This window comes from Micromonospora lupini, from assembly GCF_026342015.1.
In the GTDB taxonomy this organism is placed as follows: domain Bacteria; phylum Actinomycetota; class Actinomycetes; order Mycobacteriales; family Micromonosporaceae; genus Micromonospora; species Micromonospora lupini_B.
Genome location: NZ_JAPENL010000002.1, coordinates 1,971,364 through 1,996,089 on the forward strand (window position 1 = coordinate 1,971,364; position 24,726 = coordinate 1,996,089).

The following is a 24,726-nucleotide window of genomic DNA, read 5'->3' on the forward strand; positions in this document are numbered from 1 at the left end:
CCAGACGATGACCACCACCAGCAGACCACTGCCCGAGGCGCCGAACCGGATCGAGCTTGCCATCGGGGGGATGACCTGCGCCGCCTGTGCCGCCCGGATCGAGAAGAAGCTGAACCGGATGGACGGGGTGAGCGCCACCGTCAACTACGCCACCGAGAAGGCCACCGTCCGGTACGCCGACGGTGTCACCCCGGACGACCTGATCGGCACTGTGGAGAAGACCGGCTACACGGCGGCCCTGCCGGCCCCACCGGCGACCGAGCAGCCGGTCGACCCGCTGCGGGGTCCGCGTACCCGTCTGTGGGTGTCGGTGGCGCTCAGCGTGCCGGTGGTCCTGCTGGCCATGGTGCCGCCGTGGCAGTTCGACTACTGGCAGTGGCTGTCGCTCACCCTCACGGCCCCGGTGGTGGTCTGGGGCGGGCTGCCGTTCCACCGGGCCGCCTGGACCAACCTGCGGCACGGCGCCGCGACCATGGACACCCTGGTCTCGCTGGGCACCCTGGCCGCGTTCGGCTGGTCGCTCTGGGCGCTCTTCCTCGGTGACGCCGGGATGCCCGGGATGACGCACCCGTTCCGTTTCGACATCAGCCGTGGCGACGGCGCCGGCACCATCTACCTGGAGGCGGCCGCGGGGGTGACGGTGTTCATCCTGGCGGGCCGCTACTTCGAGGCCCGGTCCAAGCGGACCGCGGGGGCGGCGCTGCGCGCCCTCCTCGAACTGGGCGCCCGGGACGTGGCGGTGCTGCGCGACGGGGTGGAGACGCGGATCCCGGTGGACCGGCTCGCCGTCGGTGACCGGTTCGTGGTCCGCCCCGGCGAGAAGATCGCCACCGACGGGGTGGTCGACGAGGGCACCTCAGCCGTCGATGCAAGCATGCTGACCGGCGAGTCGGTGCCTGTCGAGGTCGGGCCGGGCGACGGCGTGGTCGGCGCCACGATCAACGCGGGCGGCCGGCTGGTCGTCACCGCCACCCGGGTCGGCGGCGACACCCAGCTCGCCCGGATGGCCGACCTCGTCGAGCAGGCGCAGAGCGGCAAGGCCGCCGTGCAGCGGCTCGCCGACCGGATCTCCGGCGTCTTCGTGCCGATCGTCATCACCCTCGCGGTGGGCACCCTCGGCTGGTGGCTCGGCACCGGCGCCGGGCCGACCGCCGCGTTCACCGCCGCCGTGGCCGTGCTGATCATCGCCTGCCCGTGTGCTCTCGGTCTGGCCACGCCTACCGCGCTGCTGGTCGGCACCGGTCGCGGCGCCCAGCTCGGCGTGCTGATCAAGGGACCGGAGGTGCTGGAGTCGACACGACGCGTCGACACCGTCGTGCTGGACAAGACCGGCACCGTGACGACCGGCCGCATGACGTTTGTGGACGCCGTGCCGGCGAGCGGCGCGGCCCGCGACGAGCTGCTCCGGCTCGCCGGGGCCGTGGAGGCCGCCTCCGAGCACCCGATCGCCCGGGCCGTCGCCGCGGGCGCCGCCGAGGCCGGAGCGCTGCCTCCGGTGACAGGCTTCGCCAACCTCGAAGGGCTTGGCGTCACCGGCGCCGTCGACGGGCGGGCCGTGCTGGTCGGCCGGTCCCGGCTGCTGCGGGAGCGCGGTTTCGACGTACCGCCGGAGGTCGACCTGGCCGTGCGTGACGCGGAGGCCGCCGGGCGTACGGCGATCGTCGCCGGCTGGGACGGACGGGCGCGGGGCGTGCTCGCGGTCGCCGACGTGGTCCGGCCCACCAGCCGGACGGCAGTGGCCCGGCTGCGCGCGCTCGGGCTCACCCCGGTCCTGCTGACCGGGGACAACTCCACCGTGGCCGGGGCGGTCGCCGCCGAGGTGGGCATCGACGAGGTGATCGCCGAGGTGCTGCCCGCGGGCAAGGTCGACGTCGTCCGGCGGCTGCAGGCGCAGGGGCGGTCGGTGGCGATGGTGGGGGACGGGGTGAACGACGCCCCGGCGCTGGCCCAGGCCGACCTGGGCCTGGCCATGGGTACCGGCGCCGACGTGGCCATCGAGGCGTCCGATCTCACACTCGTCCGGGGCGACCTGGACGCGGCGGTGGACGCCATCCGGCTGTCCCGGCGCACCTTGGGGATCATCCGGGGCAACCTTTTCTGGGCCTTCGGCTACAACGTGGCGGCCCTGCCGCTGGCAGCCGCCGGGCTGCTCAACCCCATGATCGCCGGTGCCACGATGGCGCTGTCGTCGGTCTTCGTGGTGGCCAACAGTCTGCGGCTGCGGCGGTTCCGTTCGGCCACCGATCGCGGAATGTGACGACGGCGATGGTTGGACCGGCGACGGCGGGGGTACCTCTGGTGTCGTAGAGACGCTTGCAATGGAGGTTGGCTATGGGATTCGACGACAAGATCAACAACGCCACCGAGGACGCGACCGGCAAGCTGAAGGAAGGCGCCGGTCGGGCCACCGACAACGAGCAGCTCGAGGCCGAGGGTCGCGCTGACCAGTCCACGGCCAAGCTCAAGCAGGCCGGCGAGAAGATCAAGGACGCCTTCAAGAGCTGACGTACGACATTTCCGAACGCCGGGCCGGTGATCTTCACCGGCCCGGCGTTCTGCGTGTCCGGCCTCGCCTGTGACCCTGAGATCCCCCTGATCCCGCTCTCCGACCGCACCGCGGCGCGGCATTACCTGCTAACTTCTGTTGGCATGTGCAAGGGCTGGTTATGAGTGCCGCTCCACCGCCGACCGGCGACGACCTGGTCCGGGTGCTTGCCACCCTGGCCAACCCGCACCGGCTGCGGGTCGTCGCCGCGCTGGCCCGCGAGCGTGCCTATGTCAGCGGGCTGGCCCGGCAACTGGGCATCAGCCGGGCGCTGTTGCAGGTCCACCTACGGAAGCTGGCGGCGGCCGGGCTGGTCACCGCCCGCCTGGAGTTGTCGGAGGACGGGAAGGCCATGAACTACTACGAGGTGGAGCCGTTCGTGCTCACACTCACCCCCGAGGTCATCGCGGCGGCGGTCCAGACGCTTACCGTGCCCGACTCGGCCGAGCAGTCCGGAGCGGACCGATGAGCGAGCACGACTGGACCGAGGTGGTCGGGGCGATCGGCATCTTCGGTTTCCTGATCAGCGTGGTCACGGTGACCGTCGTGCAGTTCGCCAAGACCCGGCGGGCCCGGTACGAGGCGGCCCGCGCGGACGACTACCGCCGGATCGCCGAGACGGCCGCCCAGTCCCAGGCGGAGAACGCCCGCCTGCTCGCCGCGATGGACGGGCGGCTGGGCGGGATGGAGACCCGCATGACCACGCTCGAACGCGTCCTGCGCGACGTCGACTGACCCCGCCCCGGACGAAGGCCCCGGGCCGTCGAGCGGCCACTCGACGGCCCGGGTGGAAGCAGCATCACCTCGCCCGCTGGGCGAGTTTCACAGGCAACGCTCCTTCGAGGAGAGGACAACACCTCATGCTGCGCGTACGCAAATCCGCAGTCGGCTGGGCGGTCGCCCTGGCCCTCACGGCCGCCGGCCTGACCCCGGCGAGTCCGGCCGCCGCCCGAGCACAGCCCGCTGCGCGGCCCGCCCCGACGATCACGTGGCGGCCCTGCGCCACCGACGCCAGCGCCGAGTGCGGCACCCTGTCGCTGCCCGTGGACTGGAACCGACCCCGTGGCGAGCGCTTCGACCTGGCGTTGGCCCGCCGGGTCGCCAACCCGGCCACCCGGGAGGGCGCGCTTGTCTTCGGTCCCGGCGGGCCGGGCGACAGCGGGGTCGACCGGGTGGTGAACGGCAGCTCCCGGTTCAGCGCCGACCTGCGCCGCCGGTTCGACATCGTCAGCTTCGACCCGCGCGGCACCGGCGGCAGCAACCCGGTGCTCTGCGCACGGGACCTGCTCGCCCGGCAACCGCAGTTGATCGCCGACCAGGCCCAGTTCGACGCCACGCTGGCCGGCAACGTGCTGCTGCCGGCCGACTGCCGCGCCCGCACCGGGCCCCTCTACGACCACGTCGACACCACAAGTGCCGCCCGCGACCTCGACGCGATCCGGGCCGCGCTCGGCGAGCGGCAGTTGACCTTCCACGGCAGCTCGTACGGCACCCTGCTCGGTGAGCGCTACGCGGAGCTGTTCCCGGAGAGGGTCCGGGCCATGGTGCTGGAGGGCGCCATGGACCACAGCCTCGGCACCCGAGCGCTTCTGGACACCCAGGCCGTCACCTCGGAGGACGCGTTCGACGAGTTCGTCGCCTGGTGCGACAGGTCCAGCGTGTGCGCCCTGCACGGGCAGGATTTCCGGGCGATCTGGGAGAGGCTGCGCGCGCGGGCCGAGCGCGGGGCGCTGACCGACCCGAAACGGGGCGGGGTGGTGCTGACCCCGTTCGAGCTGACCCGGCTCACACATCGGGATCTCTACGAGACGCGGTGGTGGCCGGGGCTGGCCGAGTGGATCGGCCAGCTGGCCGCACAGACGACCGCCCCGAGCGCCGCACAGACGACCGCCCCGAGCGCCGCACGGACGACCGGCGCGTCGACCGGCGACGCCGTGGCCCCGTACCCCTTCGCGGTCTTCTGCCAGGACTGGAGCCTGCCCGTCCGCGACTACCGCGAGTACGCCGGACACCTGCGCCGGATGGCCCGGCTCGCACCTGACCTGCGGTACCCGACGGCGGTGTTCGCCCTCGTGACCTGCCTGGGCACGCCGACGCCGGTCGCCGATCCGCAGCACCGCCTGCGCGTCCGTACCGACGTGCCGCTGCTGATCGCGGCCACCGTGCACGACCCGGCCAGCGGGTACAACTGGGCCACGAACGTGGCGCGGCAGTTGGGCCGGCACGGCGTGCTGCTGACCTACGAGGGTTGGGGGCACGGCAGTTACACCACGAGCCCGTGCGTGGGGCCGACCGTCGACGCCTACCTGATCGACCAGGTGGTGCCGCCCCTGGGCACCCGCTGCCCGGCAGTCGACCCCGACGTGTGACCGAGCTGCCGGCCGTCGGACGGTCAGATCCGCCCGGCGGCCGGCAACGGCACAGCGTCGATCAGCGCAGGACCCGATAGGTCAGGTGCGCGACTGTCGGCCCGGCCACCACCGACACCTGCTCCAGACGTGGCGCGATGCCGTCGAGGAGTCGCTCGCCGGCGCCGAGGATGATCGGCACGAGGTGCAGTTGCAGCGTGTCGACCAGCCCGGCGGCAAGGTACTGCCGAACCGTGCTCGCCCCGCCGCCGATCGCCACATCGCGGTCGCCCGCCGCCTCGCGGGCCTGCCGCAGCGCCGAGTCGATCCCGTCGGTGACGAAACGGAACTCGGTGCCACCCCGCATCACAAGTGGCTCCCGGGGGTGGTGGCTGAGCACGAACACCGGCGTGTGGAACGGCGGGTCGTCGCCCCACCAGCCCTGCCAGCTCTCGTCCCAGTCGCCGTCCCCGCCACCGAACATCCGCCGACCCAGCACGTACGCCCCGATGTCCCGGGTCATCTCCTCGACGACGTCCGCGTCGACGCCCCGCTCACCGCCGGTCAACCCGTGCTGTGCCCGCCAGGTGTCCAGGCCGAAGACCCACTCGTGCAACCGCATGCCTCCCCGGCCCAGCGGATCCTGCTGACTCTGCTCCGGCCCCGCCACGTATCCGTCGAGTGAGATCGACAGCTGACTTCGCACCATGCCCATGTCCTTCGACTCCCGTCTCTCATCGTTGTCCCGCCAGTCGGGCGGCTCTCCGCTCCAGGTACCGCTGCTCGGGCAGGCTCGTGGTGCCGCGTGCCGCCGCCAGGTACGCCTCCCGCGCCGCGCCGGAGTCGCCGGCCAGTTCCAGCAGATGCCCCCGGACCGCGGCGAGCCGGTGGTGTCCGGCCGTACGCCCGTCGGCGTCCAGGGCGGTGAGCAGGGCGAGCCCGGCCCGTGGCCCGTTCACCATGGCCACCGCCACCGCCTGGTTGAGCGTGACCATCGGGTTCGGGGCGATCCGGGCCAGCAGCCGGTAGAGCGCCACGATCTGCGGCCAGTCCGTCTCGGCCGCCGTCGGCGCCTCGGCGTGCACCGCAGCGATTGCCGCCTGGAGCTGGTACGGGCCGGGCGGCGACCAGGTGAGCGCCTCGGTGACCAGGACGACTCCCTCCGCGATGGCGTCGGCGTCCCAGCGGGTGCGGTCCTGCTCGGTCAGCGGCACCAACTCGCCGTCCTCGCCGACCCGGGCCGCCCGGTGCGCGTCGGTCAGCAGCATCAGCGCCAGCAGCCCGGTCACCTCACCGTCGTCGGGCAGCAGCCCGTGCAGGACGCGGGCCAGCCGGATCGCCTCGCCGGTCAGCTCGGCCCGTCGCAGGTCCGGCCCGCTGGACGCGGTGTACCCCTCGTTGAAGATCAGGTAGAGCACCCGGAGCACCGTCCGCAGCCGCTCGCCGCGCTCACCCGGCCCGGGCAGCAGGAACCGGGCCCCGGCGGCCTCGATCCGCTGCTTGGCCCGCCGGATCCGCTGGCTCATCGTCGCCTCGGGCAGCAGGTGCGCCCGGGCGATCTGGGCGGTGCTGAGCCCGCCGACCGCGCGCAGGGTGAGCGCTACCTGTGCCGAGGGGGCGAGCGCCGGATGGCAGCAGAGGAAGAGCAGGGTGAGAGTGTCGTCGGCGTCCGCCACCGCAGGCGGGGCGTCCGCCGCCGGGGCGACCTGGGCGTACGCCGGCTCGCGCCGCGCCACCGCCACCTCCCGGTCGCGGCGGGCGCTCTCGCTGCGCCACTCGTCGGTGAGCCGGCGGGTGGCCACGGTGAGCAACCAGGCGCGCGGGTTGTCCGGTACGCCCTGCCCGGGCCACTGCGTCGCGGCCGCGAGCAACGCCTCCTGCACCGCGTCCTCGCACCTGTCGAACTGGCCGTGCCTGCGGACCAGCAGGCCGAGGACCTGCGGCGCGAGCGTGCGCAGCAGGTCCTCGACCGTCCGGTCCTCGGTCACATCTCCGTCCCGGCCTGCTCCATGATCGGCCGGACCTCCATCGCGCCGCCGTAGCGCACGTCCGGCCAGCGGGCGGCGATCTCGGCGGCCCGCTGCGGGCTGTCGCAGTCGACGGTCAGGTAGCCGGCGAACTGTTCCTTGCTCTCCATGAACGGCCCGTCGACGATCTCGGTGTCGCCGTTGACGCGGCGGACCGTCTGTGTCTGGGCCGGATCGGCAAGCGCCTGGCCGTCAACCAGCTCGCCGGTCTCGGTCAGCTCCTTCATGATGTCGTCGACCTCGCCGAACAGGGCGTTGCGGTCCTCCTCGGTCAGCCCCTCGGTGAAGCCGGGCCGGTTCCAGATCAGCAGCATGTACTTCACGGCGACGCTCCTCGGTTACTGGCCGCCCCCGGTCGGGGCGCGGCTCACCGGAGGGTCGGAGTCGACACCCCGTTCCCTACCGGTACCGAAGAAAATCGCAGAAAATCTTCCCCGGCGGTGGTCCCACGCCGGGCTGATCAGCGCCGGTCCGGTCGGCCGGGCACCTGGCGGGGCTGCCGCCCACCGGCGACGTCGAGCGCGGCCCGGTCGGCGGCCGAGGTGCCGGACGACCAGCCCTCGGCGTCGCGGACGCTCAGCCGGTGTCGGGTGACGCCCGGGAAGAGGGTGCCCAGCCGCTCCTGGACCGCCTCGCCGCGCGCGGCGAGCACCGGCAGCAACCGCTCCGACCCCGCCGACTCGACGGCCGCCTGGTCCGCCGACTCGGTGGCCGCGCGCAGTCGTTCACCGATCCGCAGCGCGAACGCGTTGAGGAAGGACTCGTCCCACACCTTCGTCCGCCGGCCCGACCCCGGCCGGCGCTCGGTGCGCCCGCGCAGCATCGCGGCGGTGGCCTGTACCAGCAGCGAGGTGTAGAGCAGCTCCACCGCCACGAGGTCCGCCGGCCACCCCAGCACGGTGGTGAAACCGAGATCGTCGGACCACACCGCCTCGCACCGGTTCGCCGCCGCCACCTCCTGCACCAGCAGCGCCTTCGCACCCGCGTACGGGGTCTCGGTGCCCAGCCGCACCCCACCCGGCAGGTCGCCGCGCTCCGCCCCGGCGGCCAGCAGCGCCTCGTCGATGCTGTGCCTCGCGATCAGCTCCTGCGCCTTCCCGGTCAGCGCCTCGGCCTCGGCCGGGAAGGTTGTCGACTCGGCCTTCGCGAGCAGCGCGCGTACCCGGTCCAGCATCGGCGATCCGCTGCGGGCCGAACCGGCCACGCGGGGGACGGCCGCACCTGTCGAGCCTGGTGGCGGGCGGAGCACCGCGATCGGTGGCAGGCTCTCCACAAGCGCGAGTACGTCGACCGCGGCGCGGAGCGCGTCGACCCGGTCCAACCCCTCCGCGGCGGTCCAGGCGGCCAGCAGGTCGCGGTAGTCGTCCCGGCCCTCGGCGGTCAGCCCGCGTAGCTGGTCGTCCCACCAGTCGGGGACCGGCCCGGCCTGCTCGTGTCGCTGGGCGGCCAGCGCGTCCCGGACCAGCCGGGCCGCCCGGGCGTCGAGCCGCCGCCCGGTGATCCGGTGCACGTCGACAGGCTGCCAACCGCGCGGCCAGAGCTGCCCGAGGCCACGGACCAGCCGACGCCGCAGGGCCGCGTCCACCGCCGTGTTGCCGTCCGCCGCGCCGGTGCCGACCATCAGCCGGTCCAGCTGCCGTTCGGTCTGTCGTACGTCGGTGCCGCGCACCGCCGCGAGCGCGTCGGCGACGAGTTCGTCCGCGTCCGGCACAGGCACCTCCTCCATGGTCGCCCTTCCAGGCTCCATGATCATGCCGGTGGTCGTGCGGAAGTCGCGAAACGGGGACCCTTGTGGTATTACCGCAGGCGGTCACCCCGCGCGATCGGCGGGCTCGCGTCACGACAGGGCGCTGCCGTGCCGCGAACCTCGTGATCAGCTCTGCTCAGCTCTGCGCGGACGGGGCGGCCAGCGCGGCGGAGAGCCGCCGGAAGAACGCGCGGATGTCGTCCTCGCTGTGGTGCGTCTCCGCCTGGTCGTTCAGCGGGCCCGAGTAGAGCAGCGCCTGGTCCAGCGCCTCCCGCGTCTCGGCCCGGCCACCCGGGTAGAGCCCGCCGGCCACCCCGTCGGCGACCCGGGTCACCACCGAATCGTCGAGCGCCCTGTCGAACTGGACCCCGTAGAGGATCCCGTTGACGTGGCCCTTCCAACTGTCCGTACCCATGCTCGTCGACTCCCCTAGAAGATCCGGCCGCCATCCCAGCCCAGAATCGGAACCCCGTTGACGCCGTTGCGTTTGAACTCGGCGTCGAGGTTGGCCATGTGGCTCGGGTCGGGCTGGTAATGGCCGCTGCGCGCCGTGGCGTACTGGACCCTACCGTCCTTGACGACAAGCTCGCCGGCCGCGGCGACCGGGTTCCCGTTGCCCAGAGTGGAGTGGTGGAAGTCGCCGACCCTCTGGTAGTTGGACGCGTACATGTTGCCGTTGCGGTCCATCACGAAGATCGCCTGACCGTTTCCGCTGAACACGGTCTGCGCGCTCGCCGTGTCGAACGGTTCGCCGTTGCGCGCGCTGCGCAGCACGCCGTCGCTGTCGAAGAAGACCCGGTGCTGTTCCAGCTCCTCGGGACTGAGCCGGCGCACGGCAGTCGGGAAGTGCCCCCCGGGTAGATGCTCGTTGCGGTACTTGTCGAGCATCTTCTTCGTGTTGGGGTAGCGCGGGGTGGTGTGCGGGCCGGGCACGCGGGGCCCCTTCGGGCCACCCCGTTTCGCCCCCTTGCGGGCGAAGCGGCGCAGCAGCGTCTTCGCGCGCTTCAACAACTGCGGAATGATCTCCTTGACGACCCGCTCGATGACCTCCTTGATCACCCGCTGGATCGCCATCCGGGCCAGGCCGATCGATACGGGGATCTGGGCCAGCGAGGCGCCGAAGCTGGGTGCCGCCGCCGCCAACGCGATCGCCACCTGGATCACCAGGATCGTCAGCTGGACGATCACGATGATCTTCTGCGTCAGGGTGATGATCGCCATCACCAGCAACGCCATGCCGATCAGTTCGGCCGCCTGCGCGCCGTCCTCCATGCGGCGCGGCGCACCCTCCTCGTCCTGCCACGCCTGCTCGAACGCCCGGATGTCGTCGCCGCGGTTGGTCGTGCCGACCTGCGCAGCGCCCGCCTGCGCCTCCCCGACCGACGTCCGCAGCCGGCCGGCGAACGCGAACCACATCTGGGACGCCTCGAACAGCAACTCCTCGTCGGCCGTCGGCCAGGTGAAGCCGACCCAGCCCAGCGCCTCGGCAAGCTCAGGAGGAAGCTGCATACCCACTGGGCAGCTCCATCCTCGTGAAGAGTTCCGCGTTGGCGAGGTCTGTCGCCTCGTGCGCGTCGGCACCGAGGTCGAGGTTCTCGGCGGCCTCCAACAACTGGTCGGCCATCGACCGGTACACGTCGAGCGCATGCGTCAGGACCTCGACGTACACCGCCCCGAAGAGCGACCCCGCCTCGTCGGCGCCCCAGGGACTACCCGCCCCGTTGACAGTCGACTCGAGGCCGCTCACCGCCTCGCCGAGCTGCTGGCCGGTCGTCCCGATCGACGCCGCGGCCGAGTGCAGGGCGTCGACGTCCACCTCAATCCCGTCCGACATGGCTCAGCGACGATTCATCCGGCGGGTGGCCGCGTCCAGGTCACCGATCATCTGTTGGAAGCCGCGGAACGCCTCCTGCGAGACCCGTTCGAGCTGCTGGGTGAGGGCCGTGCTGTCGACCTGGGCCGCGGCCGTCAGGTCGGCGCGGCGGGCGCGCTCGTCGGCCTGCGCCGCCTTGACCGCCTCCAGGACGTACTCGGCGATCGTGGTCGTGCCGGCCCGGGACAGGCTCGGGTCGATCACCAGCGTCCGCAGCGCGCCGAAGGCGCCGACCTCCGCCTCCACGAGACCGTCACCGCCGGTGCCCCGCCCCACCATCTGCTCGGCGTCCGGCACCTGCTGGTCGTGCTGCCCGTCGGCCTCACCCGGCTGAGCCGTGACGGCACCCGATGCCTGGCTCAGCAGGCGCATCGCCTCTTCGAGCGAGCCGCTCAGGCCGGACGGATCAATCCCGCTCGCCATGCTCGTCCCCCCACGTCCGCAGTCGACAGTCGGTGCACGACGGTACCAACGCGACACCCGTTCGGGTGCCCCGCGGGGTCCGCCGTGGATCAGTCCCAGGAGGCGAGGATCTCCTCGACCGGCGCGACGTCACGCCCCGGATCGGGCGCCGGGGCGGGCGGGCCCGTTGGCGTACGGTCGAAGCGGGGCGCCGGGGCCGGCTGGATCTCGCCGTTGACCTCGACGAACGTCCCCCGAGCCGCGTTGTGCGGGTGTCGGTGCGCCTCGCCCGGTGTGAGCACGGGGGCGACGCAGGCGTCCAGGTCCGCGAAGACCGCAGTCCACTCGTCCCGGGTGCGCTCGGCGAACCGCTCGGTGAACCGCCTGCGCAGCTCGTCCCAGCCGCTCGGGTCGTACTGGTCGGGCAGGTCCGGCTCGTCGGCCAGGCCGAGACCGGCCAGCAGCACGGCGTAGAAGGCCGGTTCCAGCGCCCCGACGGCCATGAAACCGCCGTCGGCGGTGGCGTACGTGTCGTAGAAGGGTGCTCCTCCGTCGAGCAGGTTCCGCCCGCGCGAGGCGGCCCACAGGCCGGTGCCCAGCAGCCCGTGCAGGAACGAGGTGAGCAGCGCCGATCCGTCCACCATGGCGGCGTCGACGACCTGGCCGACGCCCGAGCGTTCCCGTTCCAGCAGTGCCGCCAGGACCCCCACGGCAAGCACCATGCCCCCGCCGGCGAAGTCACCGATCAGGTTCAGCGGCGCGTGTGGGCGGGCGCCGGGTCGGCCCAGGGGCTCCAGCGCCCCGGCGACCGCGATGTAGTCGATGTCGTGGCCGGCCCGAGACGCCAGCGGGCCGTCCTGGCCCCAGCCGGTCATCCGCGCGTACACGAGGCGGGGGTTGTGGTCCCGGCAGACGCCCGGGCCGAAGCCGAGCCGTTCGGCGACCCCCGGCCGGTACGCCTCGACGAGCACGTCCGCCCGCGCGACCAGGCGCAGCAGATCTGCCACGCCGGCCGGTGACTTCAGGTCCAGCGCGGTGATCCGGCGGCTCCGCTGCAACGGCCCACCGGTAGGCGCGGCCAGTCGCCCGGCTCCCGGGCCGCCCGGCCGGTCGACGCGCACCACGTCCGCCCCGAGGTCGGCGAGCACCATGCAGCCGAACGGGGCCGGCGCGAGACTTGCCAACTCGACGACCCGCACCCCGGCCAGCGGCCCGCCCCGCGCCTCCCCACCCCGCTTGCCGGCTGCCTTGTCGTCGGGGGCAGGCCAGGCCGCCGTCACGCGACGCCTGCGGCGGTACGGGTGGAGAGCCTGCCGGCCAGGTCGGTGGGCGGTGTGAACCGGTCGCCGTACACCTCGGCCAGTTCGGCGGCGCGGGCCGCGAAGCCGGCCGGGCCGCCCGCGTACTGCCGGACGTAGCGGATCACGCCGCCCGTCCAGGCGGGGAAGCCGATGCCGAAGATCGAGCCGATGTTGGCGTCGGTCTCGGTGCGCAGCACCCCCTCGTCGAGGCAGCGCAACGCGTCGAGCGCCTCGGCGAAGAGCATTCGCTCCTGGAGGTCGGTGAACGGCACCGCCCGGCCGGCGTCGGTGACCAGGTCGGCGAGGCCGGTCCACAGCCGGCCCCGGGTGCCCTCGTCGTAGGAGTAGAAGCCGCGTCCGGCCGCACGCCCCGGCCTGTCGTACGCGTCGACAAGCTCGTCGACGAGCCGGTGCGCGGGCAGCGGCAGGTACTCCTCGCTGGCCGCCTCGAACTGGCGGCGGATCCGCTGGATCAGGGTGAGGCTCACCTCGTCGGCCAGCGCGAGAGGCCCGGTCGGGTAGCCGGCCTGAAGAGCGGCCTGCTCGACCGACGCGGCCGGTACGCCCTCGGCGACCATGCCGACCGCCTCGTCGATGAACCTGCCGATCACCCGGCTGGTGAAGAAGCCCCGGCCGTCGTTGACCACGATAGGGGTCTTGCCGATCCGCCGGCCCAGGTCGAAGGCGCGCGCCAGGGCCGCGTCCCCGGTCCGCTCGCCCACCACGATCTCCAGCAGCGGCATCCGGTCCACCGGGGAGAAGAAGTGCATGCCGATGAAGTCGGCCGGTCGGTCCACGCCGGTGGCCAGCGCGGTGATCGGCAGGGTGGAGGTGTTGGAGGCGAGCAGCGCGCCCGGCGCGAGCACCGGCAGCACCTCGGCGAAGACCGCCTTCTTCAGCGCCGGGTCCTCGAACACCGCCTCGATGACCGCGTCGCAGCCGGCGAGCGCGTCCACCTGGTCGGTGGTGGTGATCCGGTCCAGCACCGCGCGGGCGTCGGCCTCCGTGGCGCGGCCCTTGCGGACCCGGCGTGCCAGCAGCCGTTCGGCGTGCTCCCGGGCCCGCCCGGCGGCCTCCGGCGACACGTCTTTCACCACCACGTCGAGGCCGGCGCTGGCACAGGCGTACGCGATGCCCGCGCCCATCATGCCCGCGCCGAGCACCGCCACCTTCCGCACCTCCGGGGCGTGCACATCTGCGGGTCGGGCCGCACCACCGTTGACTGCCTTCAGGTCGAAGAAGAACGCGCCGATCATGTTCTTGGCGACCTGGCCGGTGAGCAGGCCGATCAGGTGTCGGGTCTCCACGGTCAACGCGGTGTCCAGGTCGACCTGGGCGCCCTCGACGGCGGTGGCCAGGATCGCCTCCGGCGCGGGCAGCCGCGCGCCCTTGAGCTGCTTGCGCAGTGTCGCGGGGAAGGCGGGTAACTGCGCGGCAAGCGTGCGGCTGGCCGGGGTGCCACCGGGCATCCGATAGTCCGGCCGGTCCCACGGCTGGGCCGGGTGCGGGTTCGCCGCGATCCAGGCCCGTGCGTGATCAAGCATTTCGGTGGGCGTGGCGACGACCTCGTCCACGATGCCGGCGGCCAGGGCGTCGGCCGGGCCCATCCGCCGACCGGTGAGCAGCACAGTGGTCAGGGCTCCGGCCAGGCCGAGCATCCGTACCGTCCGGGTGACGCCGCCCGCCCCGGGCAGCAGGCCCAGGGTCACCTCGGGCAGCCCGAGCCGCGAGTCGGGCGCGTCAAGCGCGATCCGGTGGTGGCAGGCGAGGGCGATCTCCAGGCCGCCGCCGAGCGCCGAGCCGTTGACCGCCGCGACGACGGGTCTGCCAAGCGTCTCCAGGCGGCGTAGGTCCCGCTTGATGGTGCCCAGCAGTTCGGCGAGGGCGGGCGCGTCGGCGCGGGTGGCCCTGATCATCTCGGGCAGGTCCCCGCCTGCGAAGAACGTGGACTTCGCGCTTGTCACGATGACGCCGACGAGATCGCGCTCGGCCTCCAGCCGGTCCAGCACGGCGCTCATCGACGCGGCGTACGCCCGGTTCATGGTGTTGGCGGTCTGGTCGGGGTCGTCAAGGGTGAGAGTGACGATGCCGTCGTCGCCGCGGTCGTACCGGATGGTGGTGGTCATGTGTCTCTTCCCCCGGGTCAGCAGCGCTCGAGAACTGTGGCGACGCCCATGCCGCCGCCGATGCAGAGGGTCACGAGGGCGCGGCGCAGATCGCGGCGCTCCAACTCGTCCAACGCCGTGCCGAGCAACATGGCTCCGGTCGCGCCCAGCGGGTGGCCGAGGGCGATCGCGCCGCCGTTGACGTTCACGCGGTCCGGGTCGAGGCGCAGGTCGCGGACGTACTTGAGGACCACTGCCGCGAACGCCTCGTTGATCTCGAACAGGTCGATGTCGTCGACTGTCAGCCCCGCGACGGCGAGCGCCTTGTGGGTGGCGGGGATCGGGCCGGTGAGCATCAGCGTCGGATCGGCGCCGGTGACGGCCGCCCCGACGATCCGGGCGCGCGGGGTGAGGCCGAGGGCCTGCCCGACCTGCTCCGAGCCGATCAGCACCAGCGCCGCGCCGTCCACGATGCCCGACGAGTTGCCGGCGTGGTGGACGTGCTCGATGGCCTCCAGCCAGTGGAACTTCTGCAACGCGACCGCGTCGAACCCGGCCGCCTCGCCCATGGTGGCGAAGGACGGGGTGAGCCGGGCCAGCACCTCCCGGGTGGTCTCCGGGCGGGGGTGCTCGTCGACGGTGAGGATGTCCAGCCCGTTGCCGTCGCGGACCGGCACCACCGAGCGGGCGAAGTGCCCACCGGCCATTGCCTTGGCGGCCCGCTCCTGCGACCGCAGGGCGTAGCCGTCCACGTCGTCGCGGGTGAAGCCCTCCAGGGTGGCGATCAGGTCGGCGCTGACGCCCTGCGGCACGAACGACGTGGCAAGCGCGGTCTGCGGGTCGGTGGCCCAGGCCGCGCCGTCGGCGCCCATCGGTACCCGGGACATCGACTCCACCCCACCGGCGAGCAGCAGGTGTTCCCAGCCGGAGCGGATCCGCGCGGCCGCGGAGTTGACCGCCTCCAGTCCGGAGGCGCAGAACCGGTTGAGCTGCACCCCGCCGACCTGGTCGGGCAGCCCGGCCAGCAGCGCGGCGGCCCGCGCCAGATCACCGCCCTGCTCGCCGACCGGGGTGACGATGCCGAGCAACAGGTCCTCCAACCGGCCCACGTCCAGGCCGGGGTTGCGCTCGCGCAACGCGTCGATCAGGCCGACGACAAGCGAGATCGGCTTGACCCCGTGCAGCGCGCCGGTGTCCCGGCCGCGTCCGCGCGGGGTGCGGACCGCGTCATAGACGTACGCCTCAGAGGGCACGGGCGATCAGCTCCTTCATGATCTCGTTGGTGCCGCCGTAGATCTTCTGGACGCGGGCGTCGGCGTACATCCGGGCGATCGGATACTCAGTCGTGTAGCCGTAGCCGCCGAACAGTTGCAGGCACCTGTCGATGACCTCGCACTGCCCGTCGGTCAGCCACGACTTCGCCATCGCGGCCGTGGCCACGTCCAGGTCGCCACGTGTGTGCCTGACGATGCAGTCGTCCAGGAAGACCCGGCTGACCCGGGTGCGGGTGGCGCACTCGGCGAGCACCATCCGGGTGTTCTGGTGCCCCATCAGGGTCTTGCCGAAGGCGGAGCGCTCCTTGGCGTACGCGACGGTAAGCGCGACGGCGCGTTCCATCGCGGCCACCGCGCCGACGCCGATGACCAGCCGCTCCTGCGGGAGTTGCTGCATGAGCTGGATGAAGCCCAGCCCCTCGGCGCCGCCGAGCAGGTTGGCCGCCGGCACCCGGAACCCGTCGAAGAACAGCTCGGCGGTGTCGTTGGCGTGCAGTCCGATCTTGGACAGCAGGCGGCCCCGGCGGAAGCCCTCCGGATCGCCGCCCACCTCGCACACCAGCAGCGAGACGCCTGCCGCCCGCTGCTCGGGGTCGGTCTTGACGGCCACGAGAATCAGGTCGGCCAGGCCGCCGTTGGTGATGAAGGTCTTCGCGCCGGTGACCAGGTAGTCGTCGCCGTCGCGGACCGCCCGCGTACGCATCGCCTGGAGGTCCGAGCCGCCGTCGGGCTCGGTCATCGCGATCGCGCCGACCAGCTCACCGCTGCACAGGCCGGGCAGCCACCGTCGCTTCTGCTCCTCGCTGCCGTACGCGACGAGATAGCCGGTGACGATGCCACTGTGGACGGCCAGCCCGAGACTGCTCTCCCCGGTGTACGCCTGCTCGTGCAGCATCACTGCCTCGTGGGTGAAGCCGCCGCCCCCGCCGCCGTACTCCTCGGGGACCGACAGGCCGAGCAACCCCAGCTCACCGGCGCGCAGGTAGTGCTCGCGGTCCGGGTGGCCCTGCGCCAGCAGACGCTCGGCGTGCGGCAGGACCTCCTTGGTGAAGAAGGTGCGGGCCAGGTCGGCGAGGTCGTCGTGCTCAGGTTCGCGCCAGGGCGAGGGGGGACCGTCGGGCGTCGGCATGTGCACCACCCTCGCGCCCTGTTGGCGACCTGTCAATAAGAGTGCGTCGGGGGGCCCACACCAGATCGGCGATGTGGCGGTATCCGGGCGATCGGAAACGCCCAGATCGCCGATCTGGCGTGGACCAAGCCGACTATCGCGTGTGCTTCGGCGGAGTCGGGAACTGCGACAGCATCACCGCGACCTCCTGGCGGAGAGCGCCGAGGTAGGGGTGGAAGGCGTCGCCGGGGCACTCGGTCGGATCGGCCCCGATGGTCGCCCAGTCCCGGTGGCCGGAGATGACGTCGACCCTGCCGCTCGCCCCACTGGCCGGGTTGACGTAATTGGTCTGCGCGCCGGGGGCGAGCCGACCCGCGGCGGCGAGGCCCGCCAGGACGAACACCAACGACCGGTGCGCCGCGGCACTGGGCTGACGGGACGTGAACCGGCCCAGCAGGCAGATGCCGATGTTGCCGGCGTTGTAGCCACCCACGTGCGCACCGTTGACCATGAGCGGCCGACCGTCGGTGCCGACGCCCGGACCGTAGACCGGGAGGACTCCCGGGTCGGAGTAGCGGCCCTCGTAGATCCGTCCCGCCTCGTCGATCAGCAGGTGGTAGCCGATGTCGCCGAACTCCTGAAGCACGCACTGGTCGTAGTAGATGGCGCGGACCGTCGCGGCCGGATCCGGGTCCTCGTTGTGCTCGTACACCCCGCTGTGGTGGACCGTCAGCGTCTGCACCGGGAAGAACTCGGCCGGCCACAGTTCGCTGCCGTCGTCGGCGAAGCGGAGCGACTCGTCAGCGCCCCACCGGGATCGGGGCAGGTACGTCGGCGGCCGGCCACCTCGCGGAACCGGAAGGCTGTTCGTTCGCGGATTCGCGACCTTCCGCCGGGGCCCGTCGACCATGTTCAGTTCGGCCACTGTGGCATCCGAGCCGTCGGCGACCTGGACCTCGTACGCCGTGGCGCCGTTGGCGACCACGACGTTGGAGCGGGCCGATGCCCGGCCTCCGTCCCGGCCGTTCTGGCACGCGTTCAGCTCCAGCCAGTCACTCCACACCCTGCCGGTCCGGAGGCGCACCGCCGCAGAGGGTCCGCCGTGCCTGATGGACAGGTGGGTCAACGGGATGGCCGGTGCGGTCACCACTGTCCTGCTCAGCAGGCGGCCGCGCGGGGCGGCCAGGGGCGACGTCACTTCGTTGGCGGTGGACGGCGCTGCCGCCGCGGACTCGGCGAACGTGCCGGCGGCCGACAGGCCCACCGCCGCGCCGGCCGCGCCGGAGAGGACTCGACGTCGAGAAACCACGATTCTGCTCCCTTTGCTAGATGCGCCAGGCGTCAGTCCGCATGCCGGCCGTCAGCCTGGGCCGTGGTGCCCTGGCGGTACCCTTCGGGCACAAACGCCAGGATGGGGCGCTACACACGCTAAAGCGGCACTCTTGACGATTGGTTTATTACCAATGAAGAGCCGCGCAGAAGGCTGACTCGGCGTGATCAATTCGGGCGACTAGCTGCGGGTCGACTCACGTCGTCCGGAGGCCGCCAGCCGCTCGGCGAGTGCGACGACACGATCGCGGAGTTCGTCCGGGCGTTCGATGACGAACGGCAGGTCGAGCGCGGCGAGCACAGCGGGTAACCAGTCGAGACTCTCTGCCCGGATCTCCACGTCCTGCCAGCCTTCGTCCGCGCCCTCGCGCACCTCGGCGATGCTTGCGGGTAGCTGCCCGCGGATCTGCTCACGTGTTCCCTGTATCCGTAGCGACACCGCATGCCGGTACGGCGCCTGTGCCATCGAGGTGAGGAGGTGCCCTGCGGGATCGTTCCCGGCGGGCGGCTCGAACGAGCCGGGCAGCGTTCTCGCGTCCGCGATGCGGTCGAGCCGAAGGGTTCGATCCTCGCCGACATCCGGATCGGCCCCGGTGACGTACCACCGGCCCGCATGGTTGACCAGCCCGAACGGATGCAGGACGCGGACGCTACGCCTGCCGTTGCGCGAGGTGTACTTGAGTGAGATCGGCAGGTGCTGGCGGACCGCCTCGGCGACGGTGAGGAGGACATCCGTCTGCGGCGCGGGGAAGTCGCCGGGTTCGGTGGTGAAGGCGAGAGACTGGAGTACGGCGTCCAGCCGGTCCGCGATCCGCGACGGCAGGACGCGCCGGATTTTCGCGGCGGCGGTCTCACCCGCCGTTCCGGTAGCCGTCGCCAGCCCGGCACGGCGGCCGGCAACCAGGCCGAGTAGGACGGCCAAGGCTTCGTCGTCGCTGAACATCAGCGGCGGCAGACGATAGCCGGCGGCGAGCCGATACCCGCCGTAGCGACCGCGCACCGACTCCACAGGCACGTCGAGGTCGACCAGGTGACTCACGTAGCGCCGCACCGTGCGCGGTTCGACGCCGAGGCGCTCGGCAAGCTCGGCCATCGTCCGGACGCCGCCGGACTGCAGGAGCCCCAGCAGTGCCAGCACCTGGGCTGTCGGTCGTGCCATGGGTCTGAACCTAGCCCGAATACTGGACCAGATCTGTCCGGTATTCGGGCTAGCGTGCTGATGACAGACCGGTCCCGACCATACTGAACAGGGATAAGACATGGATTTCGTATCGATCCGCATCATCACCGGCGACATCAACCGCCTGGTCGACTTCTACGAGAAGATCACCGGCGTGCAGGCGGCCTGGGGCAACGAGGACTTCGCCGAGGTGCGCACCGCCCACGGCACGCTGGCGATCGGCAGTACGCGCACCGTCCCACTGTTCGCGCCAGGGTCGGCCCGCCCGGCCGACAACCACACCGTGATCATCGAGTTCCTCGTGGCAGACGTGGACGCGCTCTACGACAAGCTGAAGAGTGTCGTGGAGGACTTCGTGAACGAGCCCACGACCATGCCCTGGGGTAACCGAGCCCTGCTCTTCCGTGACCCCGACGGCAACCTGGTCAACTTCTTCACCCCGGTGACCCCCGACGCGATCGAGAAGTTCGGCCGCTGACCAGCTTGTCGTAGCCAGCGCGCGTGAACTACTCGGCCTCGTCGCCGTCGGTGGGGCGAGGTGGGCGGTGCTCGGCGATCCACGCCTCCACATCGGCCCGCAGCCAGACCGTGGTCCCGTGCAGCCGCTGGAACGGCGCGGGGAAGGTCGGATAGCGGATGAGCTGACGCATCCGGGTCCGACTCACGCCGCCGAGCAACTCCTGCAACTCGTGCGGACCGACAAGCGGACCCGGGACCTCACCCATCAGTCGACGGTAGGACGATCAGGAATGCCGAATTGCGTCTACCTACTTGCGCAGTCCTTCCGAATGGGTGAAGGTGAACTCGTCGGCCCGGCTGGGCTCGGGCCGATTGGTCAGCGATCGCGAGTGCTGGAGGAGGCCCGATGGATCAGGCGACGGAGTTGGCGTGGCTGCGGGAGCGGGTCGGGGGATTGGAGACGGCGTTGCACTGCGCACGCAGAGAGTTGTTCGATCTCCGTTGCCGACTCACGCTGATCGGCCGGGTGGTCCGGGACGTGGACCGGGTGCAGCGAGCGCCCGGAGTGGCGGTCGGCGCGATCAACGCGGCGCTCTACTCCGAGACGTCCCACCTGCGGCACCTCGGCCGGCACGTGGTCCGACGCCACCGCGGCAAGTGATCATGGGCGGCTTTTCTTGATCAAGTGATGAAAACAGGTCTCCCGGCTGCCTTTGACCTACTTTCCATCACTTGATCAAGGTGAGGGGGGTGGCTGCCGCTAGGGTCGGGCAGATGAGTGTCGAGACGGCTCCCCGTCGCCGCCGGTTGGAGCCGGACGCCAGGCGCGGGCAGATCCTGGCCTGCGCGGTCCGGCTGTTCGGCGAGCGGCCGTACGCGGACGTGTCGACCACAGACGTCGCCCGGGAGGCGGGTGTCGCCCGGGGCCTGGTCAACCACTACTTCGGCACGAAGAAGGACCTCTACCTGGAGGTCGTCCGGGTCATGGTGACCATTCCGGAGGTCGCCCTGGAACGGCTGCCCAAGGGTGATCTACGAACCCGGGTGGATGCCAGCGTCTCGTGGTTCCTCGACGTGGTGTCCCGACACAGCACCTCCTGGTTGGCCGCCGTCACCGCCCGGGGGATGGGCGGCGACGCCGACGTGGAGCGGGTGCTCGCCGAGGCCGAGGAGGTCGCCGCGGACCGCATGCTCGTCGCCGTCGGGCTGGCCGGCGAGGCCGAGCACCGCGAGGAGTTGCGCGGGATGGTCCGGGCGTACGGCGGGCTGGCCACGTCCACGGCGCGCGAGTGGCTCCAGCGCGGCGCATTGACCCGCTCCCAGGTGCACCTGCTGCTCACCGCGACGCTGCTGACCATTGTGGAGCAGGTCATCCCGCAGGTCATCGCGGGCGAGGAGGCGGCGCGGCAGGCGCATTCAGGCTAGCCATTGGCGAGCCGCCAACAAGCTGTTACGGTCGGCCGCACCGCCGAGGGAGCCGGCCATGACCGACAGCGCAGCTACCGTCCGACCTGCCGGTCGGGTGCGGGTGGCGATCATCGGCTCCGGTTTCGGCGGAGTGGCGGTCGCCGCCGCGCTTCGTAGCGCCGGCGACGCGGACGTGGTGCTGTTGGAGCGGGCCGACCGGATCGGCGGCGTCTGGCGGGACAACACCTACCCGGGCTGCGCCTGCGACATCCCCGCGCCGCTCTACTCGTACTCCTTCGCGCTGAACCCGGACTGGTCGCGGCGCTTTCCGCCGCACTCGGAGATCCTCGACTACCTGCACCGCTGCGCGACGGAGCTGGGGCTTACCGACAGCGTGCGGTTGCGTACCGAGGTCACCGACGCGTCGTGGGACGAGGCCGCGGCGTGCTGGCGGCTGCGTACCGCCGATGGCGCGGAACTGACGGCGGACGTCCTGGTCCCGGCGGTCGGCCAGCTCTCGCGGCCGGTGGTGCCGGCGCTGCCCGGCGCGCAGCGGTTCGCCGGGGCGGCGATGCACACCGCCCGGTGGGACCCGGCGGTACGGCTGGACGGCGCTCGGGTGGCGGTGATCGGCACCGGCGCCAGCGCGGTGCAGTTGGTGCCGGCCATCGCGGATCGGGCGTCCCAGGTCACAGTCTTCCAGCGCACCCCGCCCTGGACGCTGCCCAAGCCGGACCGCCGGCACGGGCGGCTGGGCCGGGCGCTCTACCGGAGGGTGCCGGCGCTGATGCGGGTGCCCCGGGCCGCGTTCTGGTCGGTCACGGTGCTCACCGGGCTGGCGGTGACCGGCAACCGGGCCGCCGCTGCCGTGCTGCGGTTTGTCTCGCGGGCGCAGAGGTGGTGGCAGGTACGCGACCCGGAGCTGCGGGCCCGCGTCACGCCTGTCGAGCCGATGGGCTGCAAGCGGGTGTTGTTCACCAACGACTGGCTGCCCGCCCTGGGCCGGGAGGACGTCGAGCTGGTCACCGAGGCGATCGTCGAGGTGACCGAGGACGGCATCCGCACCGCCGACGGCCGGACCCACACCTGCGACGTGCTGGTCTACGGCACCGGCTTCGCGGCCACCGACTTCCTGGTGCCGATCCGGGTCACCGGACGCGCCGGCCGCCAGCTCGGCGAGGAGTGGCGCGACGGCGCGTACGCGTACCTCGGAATGGCCGTGCCCGGCTTCCCCAACCTCTTCCTGATGTACGGCCCGAACACCAACACCGGCAACACGTCGGTGCTCTACTTCCTGGAGGCGCAGGCCCGGCACATCGCCCAGGCGGTGCGCCTGCTCGCCGCCGGAGGCGAACCCCTGGAGGTACGCCCCGAGGTGGCCGCCCGCTACGACGCGGAGCTGCAACGCCGGCTCGCCGGAAGTGTGTGGGCGGCCTGTCGGAGCTGGTACCGCACGGCCGCCGGCCGGATCGTCACCAACTGGCCGGGGATGGCAGCCGAGTACCGCCGCCGTACCGCCCGGCTGGACCCGACCGACTACGGCCGCCGCGCCGGCTGACGGGCGGTCGCGGGCCCGCCGACCTTCAGGCTGCGCGCCGGTGGCGGGCCTGATCGGCGCGTGCGGCCTGATCGGCGCGTGCGGCCTGATCGGCGCGTGCGGCTTGATCGGCGCGTGCGGCCGGGGCGGCGTGACGCTGAACGGCCTGCGCGGAGAACGGCTCGGCGCGCACGACCCGCAGTGGCCGTTCGGTCTCGTCCGCGCCGAACCTCCAGCGCGACGGCGTCGGCTGCCGTTGCGGCGCGGGTCCGCCGGGGCGCAGCCCGGGCCGGGACAGCAGCACGGTGATCAGGTAGCCGACCACCAGGAACCCGTGACTGACCAGGCGCTCGCCACCCACCGAGCCGGTGGCGAGGTCGTTGACCGAGAGCAGCAGGAGCGTGCCGACGAACGCGCTGAGCATCGGCAGGAGACCCGCCGGCGGGCTGCGGCGTACCGCCACGAAGAGGAAGCCGGCCCCGACCGCCACGTTCCAGGCTGCCGACTCGTGCCACAGGTGCTGGCCGGCGGCGTGCACGTGGTCGCCTGTCGCTCCCCGGCCGACCTGGGCCAGCCCGAGCACGAGCTGGACCGCGCCGAGCAGCCCGAGCGCCGCGCGCAGCCCGACGACCAGGCCGGCGCGGCCCGGCAGGCGAAGCCGCCAACGCGACCGGCGGGCCGGCGGCGCGTCCTCGGCATCGGAGCCGGTGACCGCGCTGGCCCCGATGGCGGCCAGGATCGCGTCGGTCCGGTCGGGGACGTCGGTGACCAATCGGGTACGAATCCGGCGCGTCACCGCGACAGCCGTCGCGAACCAGGCCCGGCACTTGGCGCACTCGTCCAGGTGCCCCTGCGCCGCCGCCCCTTCGGCGGCGGTCTCCTCCCCGTCCAACTGCGCGGACAGGACCTCCCGCCACTGCTCACACCCCATGTGTGGGTAGTCGGTCCGCAGGTCGCTCCGGTTCCCGGCGACCCGGGCGCGTTGTGGAATACTCGCCGGATCATGACGCGCTACGGCCTGCTGATCCTTCCCGCCACCAACCGGGTGTACGCCCGTTCCGCCATCGACCTCACCCGGGCCGAGCTGGAGATCTTCGGCTCATCGGCGCTCGACGGCCGGATCGGCGAGCTGGACACCGAGGTCGTCGGCGGCGCGACGTACGTCACGTTCACAGGTGACGGGCTGACCGAACGGGACCTGGCCGTCCTGGGCAACCTCTCCGCCGGGTACGCGCTGTTCGAGATCGTCGGCGACCTGCTGCGTCCGGTCGAGTGGAGCCGGCTGGACCGCTACGACGACGATCTGCTCACCATCCAGAAGTACCCCGGCAAGACCAACGAGCAGTTCACGAAGCTGCTGCTCAACGTCACCCTGCTCGCGTCGGACTGGGCCGGGGAGCTGACCAGCCGCCGGTTCCGGGTGCTCGACCCGCTCTGTGGTCGGGGCACCACCCTCAACCAGGCGCTCATGTACGGCTTCGACGCCGCCGGGATCGAGCGTGACCAGAAGGACGTCGAGGCGTACCGGGCGTTCGTCACGACCTGGCTGAAGCAGAAGCGGGTCAAGCACCGGGTGCTGGAGTCGGGGCCGGTGCGGCGGGAGCGCAAGGTGGTCGGCCGGCGGGTACGCATCGAGCTGGCACCGACCCGCGAGGAGCACAAGGCGGGCCGCACCCAGTTGCTCGACGTCGTCAACGCCGACACCACCCGCTCGGCGGAGTTCTTCCGGCCGGAGACCGTCGACCTGGTGGTCGCCGACGCGCCGTACGGCGTGCAGCACGGCAGCCGTACCGCCGATCAGGGCCTGACGCGTGACCCGCTGGCGCTGCTCGCGGAGGCCGCGCCGGTCTGGGCGCGGCTGCTGCGCCCCGGTGGGGCGCTCGGCATCTCGTGGAACACCCACGTCGCCGGTCGGGACGACGCGGCGGCGGCGTTGGCCGACGCCGGCCTGACTGTGGTCGACGAGGAGCCCTACCGCGCGTTGCGGCACCGGGTGGATCAGTCGATCATGCGAGACGTGCTGGTGGCCCGCCGCCCGGCCTGACCCGGCCACACCCCCCCGCCGCCCGCGCCAAGCCGCGCCG

Annotated in this window: 26 protein-coding genes; 10 read left to right on the forward strand and 16 right to left on the reverse strand. The window is 72.3% G+C overall.

The window, feature by feature from the left end:
* Positions 1 to 7: 7 nt before the first annotated feature.
* The 5 genes from OOJ91_RS24010 (at position 8) to OOJ91_RS24030 (ending at position 4,914) form a co-directional block, all read left to right on the forward strand.
* A complete protein-coding gene (locus OOJ91_RS24010; RefSeq protein WP_266248365.1) occupies positions 8 to 2,257 on the forward strand; it encodes a heavy metal translocating P-type ATPase in 2,250 nt (749 codons plus the stop codon).
* 74 nt (positions 2,258 to 2,331) lie between these two features.
* Positions 2,332 to 2,505, forward strand: a complete 174-nt coding sequence (locus OOJ91_RS24015; RefSeq protein ID WP_036410891.1) for a CsbD family protein — start codon at positions 2,332 to 2,334, stop codon at positions 2,503 to 2,505.
* Between the two features lie 161 nt (positions 2,506 to 2,666).
* On the forward strand, positions 2,667 to 3,014 hold the full coding sequence (locus OOJ91_RS24020) for an ArsR/SmtB family transcription factor (RefSeq protein ID WP_266248370.1): 348 nt from the start codon (positions 2,667 to 2,669) through the stop codon (positions 3,012 to 3,014).
* Positions 3,011 to 3,280, forward strand: a complete 270-nt coding sequence (locus OOJ91_RS24025) for a hypothetical protein (protein ID WP_266248371.1) — start codon at positions 3,011 to 3,013, stop codon at positions 3,278 to 3,280. Before OOJ91_RS24020 ends, OOJ91_RS24025 begins: the two co-directional genes overlap by 4 nt.
* Before the next feature lie 125 nt (positions 3,281 to 3,405).
* Positions 3,406 to 4,914: an alpha/beta hydrolase gene (locus OOJ91_RS24030; RefSeq protein WP_266248373.1), complete on the forward strand. Its 1,509-nt coding sequence runs from the start codon at positions 3,406 to 3,408 to the stop codon at positions 4,912 to 4,914.
* Between the two features lie 61 nt (positions 4,915 to 4,975).
* Here the strand turns inward: OOJ91_RS24030 and OOJ91_RS24035 are convergent, their stop codons facing one another.
* From OOJ91_RS24035 to OOJ91_RS24100, 14 genes are all read right to left on the reverse strand, one after another.
* Positions 4,976 to 5,602, reverse strand: a complete 627-nt coding sequence (locus tag OOJ91_RS24035) for a dihydrofolate reductase family protein (RefSeq protein WP_266248375.1) — start codon at positions 5,600 to 5,602, stop codon at positions 4,976 to 4,978.
* A 25-nt stretch (positions 5,603 to 5,627) separates the two neighbouring features.
* Complete coding sequence (locus tag OOJ91_RS24040; RefSeq protein ID WP_266248377.1) at positions 5,628 to 6,881, reverse strand: RNA polymerase sigma factor; 1,254 nt, start codon at positions 6,879 to 6,881, stop codon at positions 5,628 to 5,630.
* Positions 6,878 to 7,234, reverse strand: coding sequence for a YciI family protein (locus tag OOJ91_RS24045; RefSeq protein ID WP_266249829.1), 357 nt, complete (start codon positions 7,232 to 7,234; stop codon positions 6,878 to 6,880). The genes OOJ91_RS24040 and OOJ91_RS24045 overlap by 4 nt, the downstream gene beginning before the upstream one ends.
* Before the next feature lie 146 nt (positions 7,235 to 7,380).
* Positions 7,381 to 8,646 carry a DUF2786 domain-containing protein gene (locus OOJ91_RS24050; protein ID WP_266248378.1) on the reverse strand — a complete coding sequence of 422 codons (1,266 nt, stop codon included), beginning with the start codon at positions 8,644 to 8,646 and terminating at the stop codon, positions 7,381 to 7,383.
* A gap of 157 nt (positions 8,647 to 8,803) precedes the next feature.
* Positions 8,804 to 9,082 (reverse strand): hypothetical protein, encoded by a 279-nt coding sequence (locus tag OOJ91_RS24055; protein ID WP_266248380.1) that lies wholly within the window; start codon positions 9,080 to 9,082, stop codon positions 8,804 to 8,806.
* 14 nt (positions 9,083 to 9,096) lie between these two features.
* Positions 9,097 to 10,176 carry a hypothetical protein gene (locus OOJ91_RS24060; RefSeq protein WP_266248382.1) on the reverse strand — a complete coding sequence of 360 codons (1,080 nt, stop codon included), beginning with the start codon at positions 10,174 to 10,176 and terminating at the stop codon, positions 9,097 to 9,099.
* Positions 10,160 to 10,501 (reverse strand): WXG100 family type VII secretion target, encoded by a 342-nt coding sequence (locus tag OOJ91_RS24065; RefSeq protein WP_266248384.1) that lies wholly within the window; start codon positions 10,499 to 10,501, stop codon positions 10,160 to 10,162. Before OOJ91_RS24065 ends, OOJ91_RS24060 begins: the two co-directional genes overlap by 17 nt.
* A gap of 3 nt (positions 10,502 to 10,504) precedes the next feature.
* A complete protein-coding gene (locus OOJ91_RS24070; protein ID WP_266248385.1) occupies positions 10,505 to 10,963 on the reverse strand; it encodes a YbaB/EbfC family nucleoid-associated protein in 459 nt (152 codons plus the stop codon).
* An 89-nt stretch (positions 10,964 to 11,052) separates the two neighbouring features.
* Positions 11,053 to 12,150 carry a CaiB/BaiF CoA transferase family protein gene (locus OOJ91_RS24075; protein ID WP_266249831.1) on the reverse strand — a complete coding sequence of 366 codons (1,098 nt, stop codon included), beginning with the start codon at positions 12,148 to 12,150 and terminating at the stop codon, positions 11,053 to 11,055.
* A gap of 68 nt (positions 12,151 to 12,218) precedes the next feature.
* Entirely contained in the window at positions 12,219 to 14,369 is a 2,151-nt protein-coding gene (locus tag OOJ91_RS24080; RefSeq protein ID WP_266248387.1) for a 3-hydroxyacyl-CoA dehydrogenase NAD-binding domain-containing protein, read from the reverse strand.
* Positions 14,370 to 14,386: 17 nt separating this feature from the next.
* Positions 14,387 to 15,601 carry an acetyl-CoA C-acetyltransferase gene (locus tag OOJ91_RS24085; protein WP_266248389.1) on the reverse strand — a complete coding sequence of 405 codons (1,215 nt, stop codon included), beginning with the start codon at positions 15,599 to 15,601 and terminating at the stop codon, positions 14,387 to 14,389.
* The gene (locus tag OOJ91_RS24090) at positions 15,591 to 16,751 is read right to left on the reverse strand and encodes an acyl-CoA dehydrogenase family protein (RefSeq protein WP_266248391.1); all 1,161 of its coding nucleotides are present in this window, start codon (positions 16,749 to 16,751) and stop codon (positions 15,591 to 15,593) included. Before OOJ91_RS24090 ends, OOJ91_RS24085 begins: the two co-directional genes overlap by 11 nt.
* A gap of 133 nt (positions 16,752 to 16,884) precedes the next feature.
* On the reverse strand, positions 16,885 to 18,039 hold the full coding sequence (locus OOJ91_RS24095; RefSeq protein WP_266248393.1) for a peptidoglycan recognition protein family protein: 1,155 nt from the start codon (positions 18,037 to 18,039) through the stop codon (positions 16,885 to 16,887).
* 201 nt (positions 18,040 to 18,240) lie between these two features.
* Positions 18,241 to 19,218, reverse strand: coding sequence for a helix-turn-helix transcriptional regulator (locus tag OOJ91_RS24100; RefSeq protein WP_266248394.1), 978 nt, complete (start codon positions 19,216 to 19,218; stop codon positions 18,241 to 18,243).
* 100 nt (positions 19,219 to 19,318) lie between these two features.
* Between OOJ91_RS24100 and OOJ91_RS24105 the strand changes: the two genes are divergently transcribed.
* Entirely contained in the window at positions 19,319 to 19,717 is a 399-nt protein-coding gene (locus OOJ91_RS24105; RefSeq protein ID WP_266248396.1) for a VOC family protein, read from the forward strand.
* A 28-nt stretch (positions 19,718 to 19,745) separates the two neighbouring features.
* Here OOJ91_RS24105 and OOJ91_RS24110 read toward each other — a convergent pair whose 3' ends face one another.
* Entirely contained in the window at positions 19,746 to 19,964 is a 219-nt protein-coding gene (locus tag OOJ91_RS24110; RefSeq protein ID WP_266248397.1) for a helix-turn-helix transcriptional regulator, read from the reverse strand.
* A 140-nt stretch (positions 19,965 to 20,104) separates the two neighbouring features.
* Here OOJ91_RS24110 and OOJ91_RS24115 point away from each other — a divergent pair, with 140 nt between their 5' ends.
* The 3 genes from OOJ91_RS24115 (at position 20,105) to OOJ91_RS24125 (ending at position 22,663) form a co-directional block, all read left to right on the forward strand.
* On the forward strand, positions 20,105 to 20,359 hold the full coding sequence (locus OOJ91_RS24115) for a hypothetical protein (protein ID WP_266248398.1): 255 nt from the start codon (positions 20,105 to 20,107) through the stop codon (positions 20,357 to 20,359).
* 113 nt (positions 20,360 to 20,472) lie between these two features.
* A complete protein-coding gene (locus OOJ91_RS24120; protein WP_266248399.1) occupies positions 20,473 to 21,123 on the forward strand; it encodes a TetR/AcrR family transcriptional regulator in 651 nt (216 codons plus the stop codon).
* 58 nt (positions 21,124 to 21,181) lie between these two features.
* Positions 21,182 to 22,663 carry a flavin-containing monooxygenase gene (locus OOJ91_RS24125; RefSeq protein ID WP_266248401.1) on the forward strand — a complete coding sequence of 494 codons (1,482 nt, stop codon included), beginning with the start codon at positions 21,182 to 21,184 and terminating at the stop codon, positions 22,661 to 22,663.
* 25 nt (positions 22,664 to 22,688) lie between these two features.
* Here OOJ91_RS24125 and OOJ91_RS24130 read toward each other — a convergent pair whose 3' ends face one another.
* Positions 22,689 to 23,573: a zf-HC2 domain-containing protein gene (locus OOJ91_RS24130; RefSeq protein WP_266248402.1), complete on the reverse strand. Its 885-nt coding sequence runs from the start codon at positions 23,571 to 23,573 to the stop codon at positions 22,689 to 22,691.
* 72 nt (positions 23,574 to 23,645) lie between these two features.
* Between OOJ91_RS24130 and OOJ91_RS24135 the strand changes: the two genes are divergently transcribed.
* Positions 23,646 to 24,686, forward strand: coding sequence for a TRM11 family SAM-dependent methyltransferase (locus OOJ91_RS24135; protein ID WP_266248404.1), 1,041 nt, complete (start codon positions 23,646 to 23,648; stop codon positions 24,684 to 24,686).
* Positions 24,687 to 24,726 lie beyond the last annotated feature (40 nt).